Here is a 15827-nt window from a genome sequence, read left to right on the forward strand (position 1 = left end):
GGGAGAGGTCGCGACGAGGCTCTGCGAGTCGCGGGTGAGGGGCGGCCACCTGAACCGTGAACCGAAAACGCGTACCAATTCTGCCACCGCTTCTCAGAGCCTATCCTACGACCCCGCGGCACGCTGCCCCCGGCGCGCACGCTGCACATTTTTTCCGCGAGCGTTTGACAGCGCGCGGATCGTTCGGCATATGAACGTTTGGATAGTAGTGCGGCGACGCTCGCGGTCGCCTGCCTCTTCGCACCACACTTCCCGGGAGCCGCATCATGGAACAGGACGAGATCGACGCGCGGCTCTCGATGGGCGAACGCCACGCGGGGTGGTTCCTCGCGATGGTCGACCCGCTGTTCCGGAATTCACTGCCCGCCGCGCATCTGCATCGGCTGGAGGACGAGCCAGACGCCGCACGCGAACAGCGCGACGGCGAGCGCGGCCCACGGCGCGAACGCGCCGAACCACTGCCGAGTTGGGACGAGATTGTGCGCCGTATGGTACGCCAGGTAGAGCGTGCCGAGGAGCCCGCAGTCGAGGACCACGAGTTCGAGTTTCGGCAGCCACGCCGGCGGGGCCTCGCAGCAGCACGCCGCCCAGACCGGAAGGCCCACCGCCGTCCAGCCCTGGTCGAAGAGGAACCGCTGCGCGACCGGCCACGCGGCCCGGTAGGTGGTGACGAGGTGGTAGCCGTAGTGGGCGAGCCACATGGCGAACCCGAGCGGCACGAACGCGAACGCGAACCGCGTCGCAACTTCGACGGCCCCGAGGCGCAACCCACCGAATGCGCGAGCGAGAACCGCGGCGCTTCCGACGAGCAGCACGGGTGCGATCACGAGGGCGAGCACGCCGAGCGCGACCACGAGCGCGGCCGGGTCGAGTCCGAGGTCGCGCTGAACGCCGGCCTCCCATTCGAGCACGGGGCCGACCATGCCGGCGGCGTTGGCGAACGCCGCGAACAGCAGCACGAACACGAGCGCCGCGATGTCCGGCCGGCGGCTGAAGCGCCCGATGCCGGAGCGGAACGGGTCGGTCGCGAGGTCGCCACCGCGGGGGACCGCCAGCACGCCGATGTTGTCGTGCGGGCAGGCGTGAACACAGTCGAGGCAGAACGTGCAGTCCATGTTGCCGCGCTTCCGCGGCTGCGCGAGGTCAAGCTCGCACCCGGGGATGTCGCCGCGCCCGCGGATGCAGTCCTTCGTCGTGCAAGACTTGCAGACCGCCGGGTCGCGGACGGCGACTTCGAGCGGCGCCGCGAGCGACTGCACGAAGTTGAACTGCCCGATGGGGCAGACGTACTTGCAGAACGACGCGCCGCGGAACATGCCGTCGACCGCGAGCGCCGCGACGAAGTACCCGACCACGATCCACGCCGTGAGCCGGGGGTTGTCCCAGAGCGCGAACGCTTCGTAGGCGTTGAAGAACGCCACCAGCAGCCCGACCGCGAGCCACTTGCTTCGGAGCTGCCGTGGCCACTCCATCGTGGGCGGGAAGAAGCGTCGCGCGATCGTGCGGGGGAGCATGAACGGGCACGCGGTGCAGAACACGTTCCCGGCGACGAGCAACCCGAGTACGAGCAGCCCGCGCCAGTGGACCCACGGCATCACGCCGGCGAGGTTCATCGGCGCGAGTTCGGGGCCGGTGAACCCGTCGATCACAACTGCGCTCGCGAGAACGAGCAGCGGGAGTTGCAGCGCCGTGCGGCTGCGCTTCCACCGCAGGAACCGCCCGACGACCGGCACGCGCAGGAGGTCGAACCGCGACTTCGGCGGCGCGGCGGCGAGCATGGGAAGGGGGATGCGAAGTGCTTGGCGAGCGGGGGACGTGAGTCCCCCGGTTGGAACAACTTTACTTGGGAACACACGTCCAACGCTCGCCCGGACCACGCGCTCGCTGTCTCCAAACAGCAACCGCAAGCCGATGGCGGCGAGCGGCACGAGGTACGCGACCGAGCCGGGCACCCACATGAGCGCGCCGGCGGCGGACTGGTCGCCGAGTGCGGTGGTGCCGCCGATCCGCGGCACGGTGGCGTAGTGGGTGTAGACGACCTGATCGGAGAAGCACAGCAGCGCCGAGAGGGCGGTGTTCGAGATGTCCGCGAGAATCAGGTACGGGAACAGGAGCCACTCGGGCCACGACACCCGCACCGGGTACGGCCGTACCACCGGGAACCAGAACAACAGCCCGCTCAGCAGGAAGCAGGCATGCTGAGTGTAGTGCCACAAAGGGGCGCGCAGTGCGAGGTCGTACAGCGCCGGCGTGTGCCACGCCCAGGTGGTCGCGGTGAAGACAACGAACGCACGCACGGGGTGCGCGAGCCACGCGACGAACCCCCGCAACCACCCGACGCCGAACAGCGGCGCGACCCAGTAGGTTCGGAACGGTTCGGGCAGCCCGCGGACTATCGGCAGCAGCGGCCTCCCGAGCCAGAGGAGCGGCGGCGCGACCATGACGAGCAACAGGTGCTGCGCCATGTGGACAGACAGGAGCAGCGGTGCGAACGGTTCGAGCGGCGAGGCGAGTGCGACGAAGATCGCGAGGAGCCCGCCGAGGAACGCGGCGAGCGGCCCGGCGTGCCACCGAACCGGGTCGCGGCGGTGGTAGACTCGCCACCCGCTTACATACACGAGCGCGGTAGCCGCGAGCCCGGCGACGAGCCACGGATCGACCGGCCACGACCGCAGCGCCGCGTCGAGAATGGGTGTCATGCGGACCTGCGCCCGGGGTTTGGTGGGGCAGGCATTCTTGCCTGCCTCCGGACGCCTGAGGAGGCAGGCAAGAATGCCTGCCCCACCAGAGGGAAAACTGCCTGCCCCACGAGACGTGGGTCACGGCCTGGGCGGCGCGGGTACGGTTGCGGTGCGGGCGGGCGGCTGGCCGGGCGGCCGCAGGCTCACCAGGAACGCGACCATCGCGTCCATCTCCGCGGGGCGGACGTGCTTGCCGTACGCCGGCATGTTCCCGCCGCCGGGGGTGCCGTTGTTGATCTGGTCGATCAACTGGTCGCGGGTGAGCCGCGCGCCGACACTGCTCAGGTCCGGGCCGCGCTTCCCGCCCAGGCCGTCGAGCGCGTGGCAGTTGCGGCAGTCCTTGAGCTGGAACACGGCCGCGCCTTGCAACTCGAGCGGGCTCGACCGCTTCACCATCGCGACCGGCACCGGGTCGCCGCTCCACCCGCTCATGCGCGGCGACCACGGAGAGGTCATGCCCTCGTACGTCAGCACGGCCAGGGTGGTCCCGCCGACGAGGACGATCAGCACCGCGACAGGCCGGCGGCTCGGGGCGCGCTCGCCGCGGTTCGAGATGAACGGCACGAGCAGCAGGCAGACCACCAGCACCGCCGGGAACGCGAGCATCACGAACGTTTCGAGCCCGGCCGGGCTGAGCGACAGGAGGCCGAACAGCCACAGGAACGGCCAGTCGGGCCGCGGGTTCGCACCGGTGAGGGTCGGGTCGGGCAGGCCGTGCGGCCCCTTCGGGCCGATCACCGCGGCGAGCGCCACGACCACCAGAACCACCACGGCCGAGAAAAACCCGTCCTTGGTCATCGCGTCGCCGAGGAACGGCTTCCCCTTCTTGAGTTCCTCGTGGTACTTCGCGTCGTACGTCTTCGGGTCCACCGGCTGGCCCGGGACCGGCGGCTCGCTGATGCCGCGGGTCATCACCAGCCACAGGTGCCCGCCGACCAGCGCGACCAGCAGCCCGGGGATGATGAACACGTGCAGCGCGAAGAACCGGCTGAGGGTGCTCGCGCCGATCGTCGGCCCGCCGAGGAGCAGTTCCACCACCGCCGGCCCGCCGACCGGCACGCGGCCGGCCATCGACGCCCCGACCCCCACGCCCCAGTAGGCGTCCGCGTCCCACCGCAGCACCTGCCCGGTGAACGCCATGCCGAGGGTCAGCAGCAGCAGGCACACGCCGAACACCCACGTGAGTTCACGCGGGTACTTGTACGCGCCGTGCAGGAACACTTGCGTCATGTGGATCACCACCATGACGACCATCCCGGAGCCCGACCAGTAGTGGATCGACCGCAGGAACCACCCGAACGGCTGGCGGTAGTTCAGGTGCTCCAGGCTCTGGTACGCCTGGTCGGCGCTGGGCACGTAGACGAGGGCGAGGCCGATGCCGGTCGCGATCTGGAGGAACAGGAGCGTCATCGACGCGCTGCCGAACACGTACCACCACCCCTTCGGGCCGGCGGCCCCGGCGGGGATCGGGTGCTCGAGGAGCGGCATCACGGACGGCTTGAGCCGCAACCGGGCCTCGAACCAATTGCCCACGGACTTGAGGATGCGCTTCATGGTGTGCTCGCCCGCCTTGTCGGTGAGAGGGGGAGAGAGGGAGACAAGGAGATGGGGACAACCCCCGTCGCATACTCCCCGTCTCCTTGTCTCCCTCTCTCCCCCTCTGATCCCGTGTGCTCCGGTGAACTCACGCCCGCTCGCCGGTCCGGTCCCGCTTGATGACGCCGAGTTCCACGATCTTCGACGGCTTCTCCAGCGTGTCCTGGAGCGTGGGCAGGTGCGGGGCCTGCACCTCCAGCACGCCGTCGGTGATGCGCCACGGCATCTTGTACAGGCCCCGGGGCGGCGGGCCCGAGGCGCGGTCGCCGTTCTCGTAGTACACCCCGCCGTGGCACGGGCACATGAACAGGCCCGACTGCGGGAACCAGGTGACCGGGCACCCGAGGTGGGCGCAGATCATCGAGAACACCCAGAACTGGTCCTTACCGGCCTCGTCCTTGCCGAGGTAGCGGACGTACGCGCCGGTCTTGGCCGAGTCGCCGTCCCACTCCTCGTGGATCGGGTTTCGGAACACGTGCAGCCGGGTCTCGTTCGGCGGGAACACGGTCGCGTCGGCGATCTTGCCGAGCGGCACCCAGTCGACGGGCCGCGCCCGGACCGCGCCGGCGAGGAACCCGGCGACGGGCACGCCGACCGCCGCGGCCGCGGCCGCTCCGAGGCCGCCGGTGACCCAGAGCAGCGCCGACCGGCGGTCGGGCTCAGGGGCGGGGGCATCGGTCGGTTGTGGTGGGGTCGGGGTCGGGTCGCCCATCGTCGGTCTCCAAGGGGCGGTTACTTCGTCGCGGGACTGCGCCACGAGTTCAGCAGGGCCGTCAGGTCGGCGACGTCCTGTGCCGTGAGCGCCGAGAAGTTGTGCGGGCGGCCGGTCTTGCCGGCGTAGTTCGGCATCCCGAGGTCGGGCCGGCCGGTGATGACGTACCGCCGCAGCACTTGGTTACTGGACAGGGCGAGGTACGCGGGGTCGTTGATCGCGCCGACGGACTGGTCGCCGGTCTTGCCGCCCTGGCCCTTGTCGCCGTGGCAACTGGCGCACGCCATCGCGAACGCCATCCGCCCGTTCTCGACGTCGCCCGTGCCGGTGAGCGTATACGGGGGAACGTCCGGCGCGGCACTCGTCGGGGGCGCGCCCCACTTGGTCTTGAGGCCGTCGGCGAGCACCTTCACCTGCGCCGCCGTCAGCGGCCCGCCCTTCTTCTGGTCGAACGGGGCCATCGGGGTGCCGGGCCGGCCCTCGGTGAGCACCTTCACGAGTTCCGCGTCGGGGACGATCCGCAGGAACAGCGGGTCGTTGAGCGGCGGGGCCGGGCCGAGGGTGCCGTCGGCCCCGTGGCACCCGGAGCAGTGCGTCGCGTACAGCAGGTTGAAATCGACCAGCGCGTCGGGCCGGTCGGGAACCGTTTTCGGGGTGGGCTTGCCGGGCGGGGTGCAGCCCTGGGCGCAGAGCGCGAGGGCGACCAGTGCCGCCACCCGGACGGAGGGGGAGATAGGGAGACACGGAGACACGGAGTAAGCCATGCGGCGTACCTGTCGGGTGATTCGTCGGGCGCGGGGCGAGGTCATCATGCCGACCCTCTGCCGGTCTCCGTGTCTCCGTGTCTCCCCATCTCCCCATCTCCGGGCCGCCCCGTCCCCGCGGGCGGGACGATCACCTTTTCGGACAGCACCACGGTGATCGCGGCCGCGAGCCCGAACACGTACTGCGACGCCGCGTAGTACGCCCAGTCGACGTGGTGCTGGAGCGTCGGGTTCGCGATGCCCATGCTGCCGCGGCTGAACCCGGTCCAGATCAGCGGGAGCACGAAGCCGCCGACGAGGATCTGCCAGTGCGCCGCGCCGGGGATCGTCGGGAGCAGCACGCCGTAGATCAGGCCGACGGTCGCCGACATGATCGCGTGCCCGACCACCCCGATGAGGAACCACACCGTGTTGAACTGTTCCAGGTCCGCGACCGGCCGCTCGTCCATCCCCGGCAGCACGATCCCGGCGAGCAGGTTCACCGGGAACCAGATGCTGTGGTTGCTCAGCACCGCCCAGATGAGCGCCGGGACCGGCATGACGAGCCCGCCGACGAGCCCGCCCTTGAGCCCGGCCGAGATCGGGTGGACCTTCTCGGGGAGCCGGAACCGGAACCCGGGCATCCCCGGTTGCAAGTGCTCGACGGTCCCGGGGCGGCCACTGATTGGCGCGGGGAGCGAGTGCGTGGCCGGCTCGTGCTCGTGGCCGCGGCCGGGGAGTAGCTCCTCCAGCCAGCCGGTCAGGCTGACGACGAACAGGACGCCGCCGATGACCGCGAACGCGGCCGACCCCAGCGCCGCGCCGGCCGCGACCAGCGTGATGGCCAGCGCCAGCACCATCGGCCACGCGGTCGGCTTCGGCATCTCGATGCCGGGCCCGTGCTTCCCCTCGGAGGGTTCCCCGTTCGGGTGTGTCATTCGGTTACCGCCCCACAACGTAAACGATCAAGAAGACGAAGATCCACACGACGTCCACGAAGTGCCAGTACCACCCGACCAGCGTGACCGGCATCGGGTGCGCGCCCCGCAGTTCGCCACGGAGCGACACGAGCAGCACGCCGGCCAGCGCGACGACGCCGATCGTGACGTGGAAGGCGTGGAACCCGACGAGCGTGTAGTACGTCGAGCCGAACATGTTGATGCCGATGGTCAGCCCGTGCGTGTGGATCAGCTCGTTCCACTCGTACATCGTTCCGCCGAGGAACGCGACGCCCAGCACGATCGTCGCGAGCCACAGCAGGCGGAACACGGCCGTGTTGCCGGCCCGCAGCGCCTTCTCGGCGTAGTGCAGGGTGAAGCTGCTGAGGACCAGCGCGGCGGTGTTCGCGAGGACGAGCGGGAGCGTGAACACCTGCGCCGGCGTCGGGCCGGTCGTGCCGTGCCTGAGGAAGATCACGTAGGCCATGATCAGCGTGCTGAAGAACGACGCCTCGGACACCAGGAAGCAGATCATGCCGACCTTGTGGAGTTCCGGGCGCACCTCGACCCCCAGGGTGGGGTCGGGCGGCGCGGCCTCCGACTCGGGCATGACCTTTTCGTCGGGCGCGGCTTCGGTCACACTCGGGTCTCCGGGAAATTCAGGCGTTTCGCTGGTGGGGTCGCGTTCTTGCCGTCGTCTGGTGGGGCAGGCATTCTTGCCTGCCGCGCTCGGTGGGGCAGACACGAGTGTCTGCCCCACCGAGCGCTTACTCGTACTTCCAGTCGGGGTCGTCGGGGTGCTTGGCGTCCCAAAGCGGGCGGCGGCTCTTCACGACGGGCACGACGGCGAAGTTATACGGCGGGGGCGGCGAGGTGGTCGCCCACTCCAGGGTCCAGGCGTCCCACGGGTCGTCGCCGGCGACGTCGCCCTTCCACAGCGAGACGACGAGGTTGTACGCGAAGATCAGGTAGCTCGGCACCTGGATCAGCGCGCCGATGGTGGCGATCTGGTTCCAGATCTCCCACGGGCGGTCCGAGCCGTAGGTGTAGATCCGCCGCGGCATGCCGAGGATGCCCGCGAAGTGCATCGGGGCGAACGTCACGATGAACCCAATCAGGAACAGCCAGAACTGCCACCTCGCGAGCCGCTCGGAGAGCATCCGGCCGGTCACCTTCGGGTACCAGTAGTGGATCGCCGAGAACACGCCGAACAGGGTGCCGCCGATCAGCACCCAGTGGAAGTGGGCGACGACGAAGTACGTGTCGGTCACCTGGAAGTCGATCGGGGCGCACGCGAGGATCACCCCGGTGAGCCCACCAATCACGAACATCGACAGGAACCCGAGCGCGAACAGCATCGGCGACTTCAGCACGAGCTTCCCGCCGTACACCGTCGCCAGCCAGTTGAACAGCTTGATGCCGGTGGGCACGCTCACGAGCATCGTCGCTGCAACGAAGAACAGGTCGAGGGTACGGCTCATCCCGACGGAGAACATGTGGTGGGCCCACACGCCGAGGCTGATGAACACGATGGCGGCGGTGGCGGCGGCCATGAACTCGTAGCCGAACAGCACCTTCCGCGAGAACACCGGGACCACCTCCGAGATCATCCCGAACGCCGGGAGCACGAGGATGTACACCTCGGGGTGGCCGAAGAACCAGAACAGGTGCTGCCACAGGTACGCCGAGCCGCCGGCCTGCGTGTCGAAGAAGTGCGCCCCGAGTTGGCGGTCGAACTCGAGCATCGTGAGCGCCGCGGTCAGCGGCGGCATCACCACGATGATCTGCACCGAGGTCCAGAACATGACCCACACGAAGAACGGCACCTTGCGGAGCGTCATCCCCGGGCACCGCATGCACAGGATCGTCGCCACGAAGTTGATCCCGCCGGTCGTGGTGCCGATGCCGCTCACAATGAGCCCGAGCGCCCAACAGTCCACGCCCGGCCCGCGGGCGAACGAGTTCTCGGTGAGCGGGGCGTACGCGAACCACCCGATCGCCGGCGGCCCGCCGGGCACGAGGAAGCTGAAGTACACCAGCAGGGCGCCGAAGAACGTGGTCCAGAACCCGAAGGCGTTCATGCGGGGGAACGCCATGTCGCGGGCGCCGATCTGGAGCGGCACGGCGTAGTTCGCGATGCCGATGAGGATCGGCATGCCGACGAAGAACACCATCGTGGTGCCGTGCAGCGTGAAGAACTGGTTGAACGTGATCGGCGGCACCAGGGCGAGGCCCGGTGCCCAGAGCTGGAGCCGCATGGCGATCGCGGCGGCCCCGCCCAGGAACAGGAACACCACCGCCATGAGGACGTACAGGACGCCGATCTTCTTGTGGTCGACGGTGACGAGCCACTCGTGGAGCGTGGCCGTCCACGGCGGCGGGCTCGCGGCGGGGGCGGGCGTCGGCTCGATCTCGGCGGTCGCCATGCTGCGGGTCCTGGTGTCGTTCCGTCGAGCCGCGGGGTTCCGCCCCCGTGGCGGTGTGCGCTTCCAACTGCCACGGGGGTGAACCCCGCGGCTCTCAAATCGAGTTACTTCAGCGTCGTCAGGTGGTCGATGACCGCCTTCATGTCCTTCTCGCCCAGGTCGAAGCCGGCCATGAGGCACCCGGGCTTGACCGACTCCGGGCTGAACACCCACTTGCGGAGGTTCTCGGGCGTGTTCGGGATCATCCCCGCGGCGATCGTCTTGCGGGCCATCAGGTGCGTCAGGTCCGGGCCGAACGTGCCGTTGGCCCGAGTGTCCTGCTTGTCGCGAACCGTGTGGCAGTTGACGCACGACTGCGACCGGAACGCTTCTTTGTTTGCGAGCGCGACCTTGTCGGTCGGGTCGGCGGCGGGCTTCGCCTCGGCGGCGAGGTACCGCTCGAAGTCCTCGGGCGACTCCACGACGACCCGCAGGAGCATGTTCGCGTGCTGCGTCCCGCAGTACTCGGCGCACTGGCCGAGGAACAGCCCCGGCTCGTTCGCCTGGAGCCACATCGTGTTCGCGCGGCCGGGGAGCAGGTCGGTCTTCCCGCCCAGCCGCGGGATCCAGAAGCTGTGGCACACGTCCGCGGACTGCAGGTTCAGGTACACCGGCCGCTGCACGCCGTTCGGCGGGCTGACGGGGATGTGGAGTTCGTTCGCGGTGACGATGCCGCCCAGGTCGCGGCCGTCGTAGGTGTCGTACCGGTACTCCCACCACCACTGGTGGCCGATCACGGTGACGTGCAGCGGCTGGACGCCGGCGGACGCGGCGACCGGGTCGGGCCGGACCTCCCACAGCACGCGGCCGACGAGCAGCACCAGCACGAACACCACGAGGAGCGGGGCCAGGGTCCAGGCGATCTCGATGGGCTTGCTGCCGTACACCTGCGGGGGCTCGGCGTCGGCCGGACCGGTGCGGCGGCGGCTGCGGATCAAGGCGTAGAAGAGGACGCCCTCGACCAGCACCAGGATCCCGCCGGTGATCGCGGCGACCAGGACGAACAGCTCGCGGGTCCACTCCGCGGCGGGGGAGGCGGGCGAGAACGTCGAGAGGTTTTCGGGGGCGGTTGCCGCGGCGAGAACAGCCAGCATCGCGATTCCCCTTCGCTGTTCCGTCGGGAGGTGCCCTGTCAGGAAGTCAAGATATGCCGCCGCTCCCGGGCGAGCAAGAATATACCGTGAGGGTGACCCCTCATTCGTGGAGACCGCCGTGGGTACCCGCAAGGTCGCCGTGTTCACCGGCAGCTTCGACCCGCCGACGACGTTCCACCGGAGCGTCGCCCGGACGCTCCGCGAGCGGGGGTTCGACGAGGTCGTCCTCCGGCTCACCGGCACGCGGTGCGACCGGCCCGACGGCGAGCACGCCGCGCCGGTCCACCGGGCGGTGATGGCCGACCTGGCGTTCTCGAACCTGCCCGGGGTGTCGGTGGACCTCGGCGACCTCGACGACGGGAGCGGGGTCGACGACTACCGGTTCAGCGCGATCTACGCCGAGCGGGGCGAGGTGTGGCACGTCGTCTCGGCCGACTTCTTGTCCGGCGGGCGGTCCGGGCAGTCGCTCATCCAGGCGAACTGGCAGCACGGCGAGGAGCTGTGGCGGACCGGGCGGTTCGTCGTGCTCCACGCGCCGGACGCGCCGCCGGACGCGGCCGACCGGCCCCCGGTGTGCGACCTGGTGGCGATCGGGGAGGAGCACGTCCCGACGGCCGACATCCGCCTGCGGGTGTACATGGGCGACGACCCCGGAACCGCGGTCCCCGAGCCGGTCGCCGCGTACATCCGCCGGTACCGCCTCTTCACCGACGTGCCGGCCCCCCGCGAGACCCGGATCACGCTCGCCGCGCCGCGGCTGATGCTCGCCTACGACGAGGCGAACGCCAAGGCCCGCGCCGGCGCGGCCCGGTTCCGGCACCTGGAGCGTTCCGACCCGAACGCGATCCTCGTTCTCGGCGGCGACGGCACCATGCTCGCCGCGATCCGCAAGCACTGGCGGCGGCGGATCCCGTTCATCGGGTTGAACGCGGGGACGCTCGGGTTCCTGATGAACGCGGCGCTCCCCGACGACCTCGTCGGGACCGAACTGGTCGTGTACCGGATGCCGATGCTCCGCGTGGACACGACCACGGCCAGTGGGGCGGTCGGCCGCGGACTGGCCTACGGCGACGCCTGGCTCGAGCGCGACAGCGGGCAGGCCGCGTGGCTGCGGGTGGACGTGGACGGGCAGACGCAGGTGCCGCGGGTCGTCGGCGACGGCCTACTCGTGGCGACCCCGGCCGGGTCGAGCGCCTATGCCCGGGCGATGGGCGCGACCCCGGTGCCGCTCACCGCCCCGATCCTGACGCTCGCGGGGTCGAACGTGTTCCGCCCGCGGTTCTGGAAGCCGGTCGCGCTCCCCGACACCGCGGTGGTGCGGCTGACGAGCCTCGACGAGACGGGGAAGCGGCCGATCCGGGCGTTCATCGACGGGCACCCCGTGGGCCGGGTGACCTCGATGGAAATGCGCGTCAGCCCGGTCGCCGCAGCGGAGGTCGCGTTCACCCCGCAGTTCGACCTCTCGGCCCGGCTCCTCCGCTCGATGTTCCCGCCGAACGAGGACATGTGATCGTCTCGTTTGCCGTTGACGCCGCCGGTTGTGCCGGCGAATAATTCCGCGGCAGGGTGCGTCTACTCGGTAGGCCAAACGGGTTCATCATGCGGGCACTGGTTCACGTCGGGTTGGCGGCGCTGCTGGTCATCGCCCCCGCCCTCTGCTGCTGCAACCTGCACTACCTCACCGGTCGTGCGGTCGCCGCGCCGTGTCCATCCTGCACGCACTCCTCTGCGACTCCCGCCGAGGCTGTGACCCCGAGTTGCTGCCGCCACGAAGCGCCGCCGGAACCCGAGACGGAGTCGTGCTGTCACGAGGCGGAAGCGCCCGAGAGCACGCCGACCCCGAAGTCGAAGCCGCCCGCCCCCGAGTGCAAGTGCGCCGCGGAGCGTGCCGACACGGCCCCGCCGCAAGCCGCACCCGAGATCGCCGCCCCGGAACCGACGGGCGAGCTGCTCCTCCTCGCGGTGCTGTTCCAGGCGGCGGTTCCCCCCGAACACCTCGGCCTGATCGGCGGGCTCGACCCGCCCGAGCGGGCCGGTGTCGACTGCAAGTCCGAAGCGCTCTTCGCGCGCCACGTCATGCGCTGCTAAGCCGGGTGAGTTTCGCGTCCGCTCGGCTCGGGCACCGACCCGCGCCGCCCGCTGACCCGTGCGCGGTCGCGCCGCGCTGCGACTTCTCATCCCCAACTTAACCGAATTTGCGTGGAGAATGACCATGTTCAAGACGATTGCGATCTTCGCCGTTCTCGCGGGTGGCACCAGCGTCGGCCTTCTGGCCGGGCCGGCCGGGAAGCCGTCGTGCTGTTCCGTCCCGTGCCCCGGGTGCGTGACCGGGTGCGAGGACTGCTGTGACGTGTGTGACCTGTGCTGCGGGGCCGCGGCGGTTGCGGCCGCTCCGAAGCCGTCGGACTGCTGCGCGGCCAAGAAGGCGTGCTGCGCGACCCAGGAGCCGTGCTGTGAGGAGGCCACCGCGGTGAAGCCCGCGGCCGCCAAGGCGACCGCGCCGTGCTGCGCCGCACCGTGCGCGGCGTGCGGCGACTCGTGCGACGGGTGCCCGATCTGCGAGATCGATTGCGCCGCGTGCTGCGGGGCCGCCGCAAAGTGACCGCGGTCAGGCGGCCGGGTCGGTTGCCACGGTGACCGGCTCGGCCGTCCGCTCGAACTGTGCCCGCCAGACGGGGGTGCCCTTCTGGCGGGCCTTGCGCTCGAAGTTCGTCTGGTAGCCCGCCTCCTCCAGCGAGCCCGTGCTCGTCTCGGACCCCAGTTCGCGGTACGCCGGCATCGAACGCACGATCCCCGTCATCACGCCGAAGTACTCCTCCACGTCGGTCGCGATCAGCAGCCGCCCGCCGACGCGGGTGATGCGTGCGGCCTCGGCCGCGAACCGCGGGGAGAACACCCGCCGCTTCTTGTGCCGGGCCTTCCACCACGGGTCGGGGAAGTAGACGTGGACGGCGCCGACGCTCCCCGTCGTCACGAACTTCTGGAACACCCACCCGGCGTCGGCGCACACCGTCTTCACGTTGGTCAGCTCGCGGACCGCGAACCGGCTCGTCGCGTAGAGCTGGTACTTGCGGACGATCTCGATGCCGAAGAAGTTCGTGTCGGGCCGCCCGGCCGCCGAGTTGAGCAGGAACAGTCCCTTGCCCATCCCGACCTCGATCTCGACCGGGTTCGCGTTGCCGAACAGCGCGGCCCAGTCGATGGCGGCAGCAGGGAGCGCGGGAGCGGGCTCGGCCTCCGGCTCGGTGGCCGGGGCCGGCCCGGTGCCCACTCCCCACTGCCCGGTCCGCCGCGTCAGCGGCATCTGCCACTGGAACGGGGCGAGTTCCTCGGGCGTGAACCGGCGTGGCTTACGCACCTCGTAGCTCCGACAGTTGGCCCAGGGACAGGCCGGCGACGACCACCTCGAACGCCTTCTCGGAATCGACCGTGCCGACGATCTTGAACCGGGTGAGCCGGCGGTGGATCTTGAGCCCCCGGCCGACCATGATGAGCCGCTTGCCGGGCCGCACCGGGCGGTGGAACCGGGCCTCGTCGATCCCCGCGAGGCCGATCACGGCCCCGACCCCGGCGACGTACTTGGCGATGTAGTACCCGCACAGCTGTGCCGCGGCCTCGCACATGAGCACGCCGGGGAGCATCGGGTGCCCGGGGAAGTGGCCCTTCACCCAGAACTCGTCCTCGGTCAGGTCCTTGAACCCGACGACGACGTGCTTCGCGGTGTCGACGTGGACGATGCCCGAGAGCATCTCGAACTCGAACCGCTGCGGGTTCACCGCGCGGATCGCGTCGAGGGTGACGGCCGGGTTGGCGTAGTCGAACGAACTCAGGTCGAGCGCGGGTTGTTCATCGGACACGCGGGCGTCTCCTGCTCAGCCACTGCTTGGTTCACGGGTCGGGGCACGCCCACGCGGGGCCCGCCCCGGGCGGGACCTGGGGCCCGGGGCGGGACAGTCCCGATCTTACGAGATCACGTCGAGGACTTGCGGCAACTCGGTCAGCAGGACGTCCGGGCGGGTCGCCGGGTCCTTCAACTGCTCGGGCGTCGCGGCCAGGCTGTTGCGGTCCCCGGCGAACAGTGCGGTGCGAAACCCGACCTTCTTGGCCGGGGCGATGTCGCGGGCGAGGCTCGACCCGACGTGCAGAACGTCACCCGGGGAGAGCCCGCGGGCGGCCGCCGCCTGCACCGCTGCCTTGAAGAGCGTGTCCGACGGCTTCTTCGCCTTCTTCTCGGCCGAGATGACCCGCAGCGCCTCGGGGACGGTTGCGCCCAGCTCGAAGCCCGGGTCCTGCTGCTTCAGGCCGCGCTGGAGCTGTCCCGCGGTGAAGCACTGGCCGTCGCCGAGGAGCCCCTGGACGGTGCCGCGGTCGGCGAGGAGCCTCAGCGCGTCGGCCGCCCCGGGGTACGCCCCGGTCCCCTGGATGCTGGCGTGGTAGAAGTACGCGATCTTCTTGACGTAGTCGCCGACCGAGCCGTAGGTGCCGGCGTCGAACGTGTAGTCCTTCACCTGCAGCTTCTTGACGATGTCGTCCCACACCCGCTCGGTCTGCACCTCGGGGAACTTCTCGCCCCCGCTGCCGGCCATCTGGATCGTCGTCAGCGCCTTGCGGAACAGCTCCTTCATGTACGCCGCGGGCGCGCCGGGCTTGCGGCTCATGGAGTTCCACATCTTGAACTCTTTGATGACCTTGTCCAGGGCCGCGGCGGTCACGAAGTCCTGCGGGTGCTCGAACTGCAGCTCCCCGCCGGGCACGGCGACGAGGGTGCCGTACACGGTCCAGAACACCGCCTTCACGGGCAGCGCGTGGAGCGACGGCCGGGCCTTCACCGGCTCGATCGTCGGGGCCACCGGCCAGGGGAGGTCGGTCCGCGAGTCGAGGCGCTCGATGTACTGTTCGAGTGTCAGCGCCATGGCCGATCACGGGGGAGAGAAATCGGAGGGAACCCACGCTCCCAAGCTCGTAACCTACCAGTCGTGCGCGACGGATTCAAGTTGACGCGGAGCGGGCATGGACGCGGTTCAGGTGGTCGGTGCGGGGGGTATCGGCTGCGCCGTTGGGTACGCCCTGTGCGCGGCCGGGGTGCCGGTCGCGTTCGTAGACGCGAACCCCGCGAAGGTCGCGGCCGGCCGCCGCGACGGGGTGCGGGTCGGCGCCCGCCCGGCGGCCCCGGCGGCGTTCGTCCACTTCGACGACTGGCGGCCCGAACCGGGCGCAACGATCCTGCTCTGCACCAAGTGCTACGACAACGCCGCCGTGCTCGCGAAGCTCCCGCCGGGCGCCGAACTGGTCCCCGTCCAGAACGGATTCGACCCGCACCTCGACGCCCTCGGCCACCGCACCGAGGGGATCGCGTCGTTCGTCTCAGAGTGCGCCGGGGACCGCCCGCTCACGCGCATCACCCGCAAGGGCGAACTGCACCTCGGACCGCGGTCGGGGGGGGGGGGGGGGGGGGCCCCCCCCCACCCCCCCCCCGCGGGGGGGGGCCCCCCCCCCGCCCCCCGCCGGGATCGCAGGGCGGGGGGGGGGACCGGGGGG

15 protein-coding genes are annotated in these 15827 nt (G+C 70.3%); 4 read left to right on the forward strand and 11 right to left on the reverse strand.

Annotated elements, in window-relative coordinates:
* Positions 1 to 356: 356 nt before the first annotated feature.
* The 8 genes from ACTIGN_RS08910 to coxB all read right to left on the reverse strand — a co-directional run bounded on the left by ACTIGN_RS08910 (position 357) and on the right by coxB (position 10289).
* Complete coding sequence (locus ACTIGN_RS08910; RefSeq protein ID WP_439622932.1) at positions 357 to 2699, reverse strand: cytochrome c oxidase assembly protein; 2343 nt, start codon at positions 2697 to 2699, stop codon at positions 357 to 359.
* Positions 2700 to 2819: 120 nt separating this feature from the next.
* Complete coding sequence (locus ACTIGN_RS08915) at positions 2820 to 4295, reverse strand: cytochrome b N-terminal domain-containing protein (RefSeq protein WP_439622934.1); 1476 nt, start codon at positions 4293 to 4295, stop codon at positions 2820 to 2822.
* 130 nt (positions 4296 to 4425) lie between these two features.
* A complete protein-coding gene (locus tag ACTIGN_RS08920) occupies positions 4426 to 5049 on the reverse strand; it encodes a ubiquinol-cytochrome c reductase iron-sulfur subunit (protein WP_439622936.1) in 624 nt (207 codons plus the stop codon).
* Positions 5050 to 5069: 20 nt separating this feature from the next.
* A complete protein-coding gene (locus tag ACTIGN_RS08925) occupies positions 5070 to 5801 on the reverse strand; it encodes a c-type cytochrome (RefSeq protein ID WP_439622938.1) in 732 nt (243 codons plus the stop codon).
* A 56-nt stretch (positions 5802 to 5857) separates the two neighbouring features.
* Complete coding sequence (locus ACTIGN_RS08930) at positions 5858 to 6730, reverse strand: hypothetical protein (protein WP_439622940.1); 873 nt, start codon at positions 6728 to 6730, stop codon at positions 5858 to 5860.
* Between the two features lie 4 nt (positions 6731 to 6734).
* Complete coding sequence (locus ACTIGN_RS08935; RefSeq protein ID WP_439622942.1) at positions 6735 to 7370, reverse strand: cytochrome c oxidase subunit 3; 636 nt, start codon at positions 7368 to 7370, stop codon at positions 6735 to 6737.
* Positions 7371 to 7497: 127 nt separating this feature from the next.
* Complete coding sequence (gene ctaD, locus ACTIGN_RS08940; RefSeq protein ID WP_439622944.1) at positions 7498 to 9156, reverse strand: cytochrome c oxidase subunit I; 1659 nt, start codon at positions 9154 to 9156, stop codon at positions 7498 to 7500.
* A gap of 104 nt (positions 9157 to 9260) precedes the next feature.
* Positions 9261 to 10289, reverse strand: coding sequence for a cytochrome c oxidase subunit II (coxB, locus tag ACTIGN_RS08945; protein ID WP_439622946.1), 1029 nt, complete (start codon positions 10287 to 10289; stop codon positions 9261 to 9263).
* Positions 10290 to 10407: 118 nt separating this feature from the next.
* On the opposite strand from coxB, the gene ACTIGN_RS08950 reads away from it, so the two are divergent.
* The 3 genes from ACTIGN_RS08950 (at position 10408) to ACTIGN_RS08960 (ending at position 12891) form a co-directional block, all read left to right on the forward strand.
* Positions 10408 to 11799 carry an NAD(+)/NADH kinase gene (locus ACTIGN_RS08950; protein WP_439622948.1) on the forward strand — a complete coding sequence of 464 codons (1392 nt, stop codon included), beginning with the start codon at positions 10408 to 10410 and terminating at the stop codon, positions 11797 to 11799.
* Between the two features lie 89 nt (positions 11800 to 11888).
* Complete coding sequence (locus ACTIGN_RS08955; RefSeq protein WP_439622950.1) at positions 11889 to 12377, forward strand: hypothetical protein; 489 nt, start codon at positions 11889 to 11891, stop codon at positions 12375 to 12377.
* Between the two features lie 124 nt (positions 12378 to 12501).
* On the forward strand, positions 12502 to 12891 hold the full coding sequence (locus ACTIGN_RS08960; protein WP_439622952.1) for a hypothetical protein: 390 nt from the start codon (positions 12502 to 12504) through the stop codon (positions 12889 to 12891).
* A gap of 6 nt (positions 12892 to 12897) precedes the next feature.
* On the opposite strand, the gene trmB is transcribed toward ACTIGN_RS08960, so the two are convergent.
* From trmB to ACTIGN_RS08975, 3 genes are all read right to left on the reverse strand, one after another.
* Positions 12898 to 13647, reverse strand: a complete 750-nt coding sequence (gene trmB, locus ACTIGN_RS08965; protein WP_439622953.1) for a tRNA (guanosine(46)-N7)-methyltransferase TrmB — start codon at positions 13645 to 13647, stop codon at positions 12898 to 12900.
* Positions 13640 to 14146, reverse strand: a complete 507-nt coding sequence (locus ACTIGN_RS08970) for a 3-hydroxyacyl-ACP dehydratase FabZ family protein (RefSeq protein ID WP_439622955.1) — start codon at positions 14144 to 14146, stop codon at positions 13640 to 13642. The genes trmB and ACTIGN_RS08970 overlap by 8 nt, the downstream gene beginning before the upstream one ends.
* Before the next feature lie 105 nt (positions 14147 to 14251).
* Positions 14252 to 15202: an HAD family hydrolase gene (locus tag ACTIGN_RS08975; protein WP_439622957.1), complete on the reverse strand. Its 951-nt coding sequence runs from the start codon at positions 15200 to 15202 to the stop codon at positions 14252 to 14254.
* Positions 15203 to 15299: 97 nt separating this feature from the next.
* Between ACTIGN_RS08975 and ACTIGN_RS08980 the strand changes: the two genes are divergently transcribed.
* The coding region (locus ACTIGN_RS08980; protein WP_439622959.1) for a ketopantoate reductase family protein at positions 15300 to 15827 on the forward strand (528 nt) is incomplete at its 3' end.

It is taken from the genome of Gemmata sp., from assembly GCF_051859125.1.
Classification (GTDB): Bacteria; Planctomycetota; Planctomycetia; order Gemmatales; family Gemmataceae; genus Gemmata.

Excerpts from the sequence above, each read along its gene's own strand:
- ACTIGN_RS08910 (WP_439622932.1), bottom strand. The coding sequence starts at position 2,699 with ATGACACCCATTCTCGACGCGGCGCTGCGGTCGTGGCCGGTCGATCCG.
- ACTIGN_RS08915 (WP_439622934.1), bottom strand. The coding sequence starts at position 4,295 with ATGAAGCGCATCCTCAAGTCCGTGGGCAATTGGTTCGAGGCCCGGTTG.
- ACTIGN_RS08920 (WP_439622936.1), bottom strand. The coding sequence starts at position 5,049 with ATGGGCGACCCGACCCCGACCCCACCACAACCGACCGATGCCCCCGCC.
- ACTIGN_RS08930 (WP_439622940.1), bottom strand. The coding sequence starts at position 6,730 with ATGACACACCCGAACGGGGAACCCTCCGAGGGGAAGCACGGGCCCGGC.
- ctaD (WP_439622944.1), bottom strand. The coding sequence starts at position 9,156 with ATGGCGACCGCCGAGATCGAGCCGACGCCCGCCCCCGCCGCGAGCCCG.
- coxB (WP_439622946.1), bottom strand. The coding sequence starts at position 10,289 with ATGCTGGCTGTTCTCGCCGCGGCAACCGCCCCCGAAAACCTCTCGACG.
- ACTIGN_RS08955 (WP_439622950.1), top strand. The coding sequence starts at position 11,889 with ATGCGGGCACTGGTTCACGTCGGGTTGGCGGCGCTGCTGGTCATCGCC.
- ACTIGN_RS08960 (WP_439622952.1), top strand. The coding sequence starts at position 12,502 with ATGTTCAAGACGATTGCGATCTTCGCCGTTCTCGCGGGTGGCACCAGC.
- ACTIGN_RS08975 (WP_439622957.1), bottom strand. The coding sequence starts at position 15,202 with ATGGCGCTGACACTCGAACAGTACATCGAGCGCCTCGACTCGCGGACC.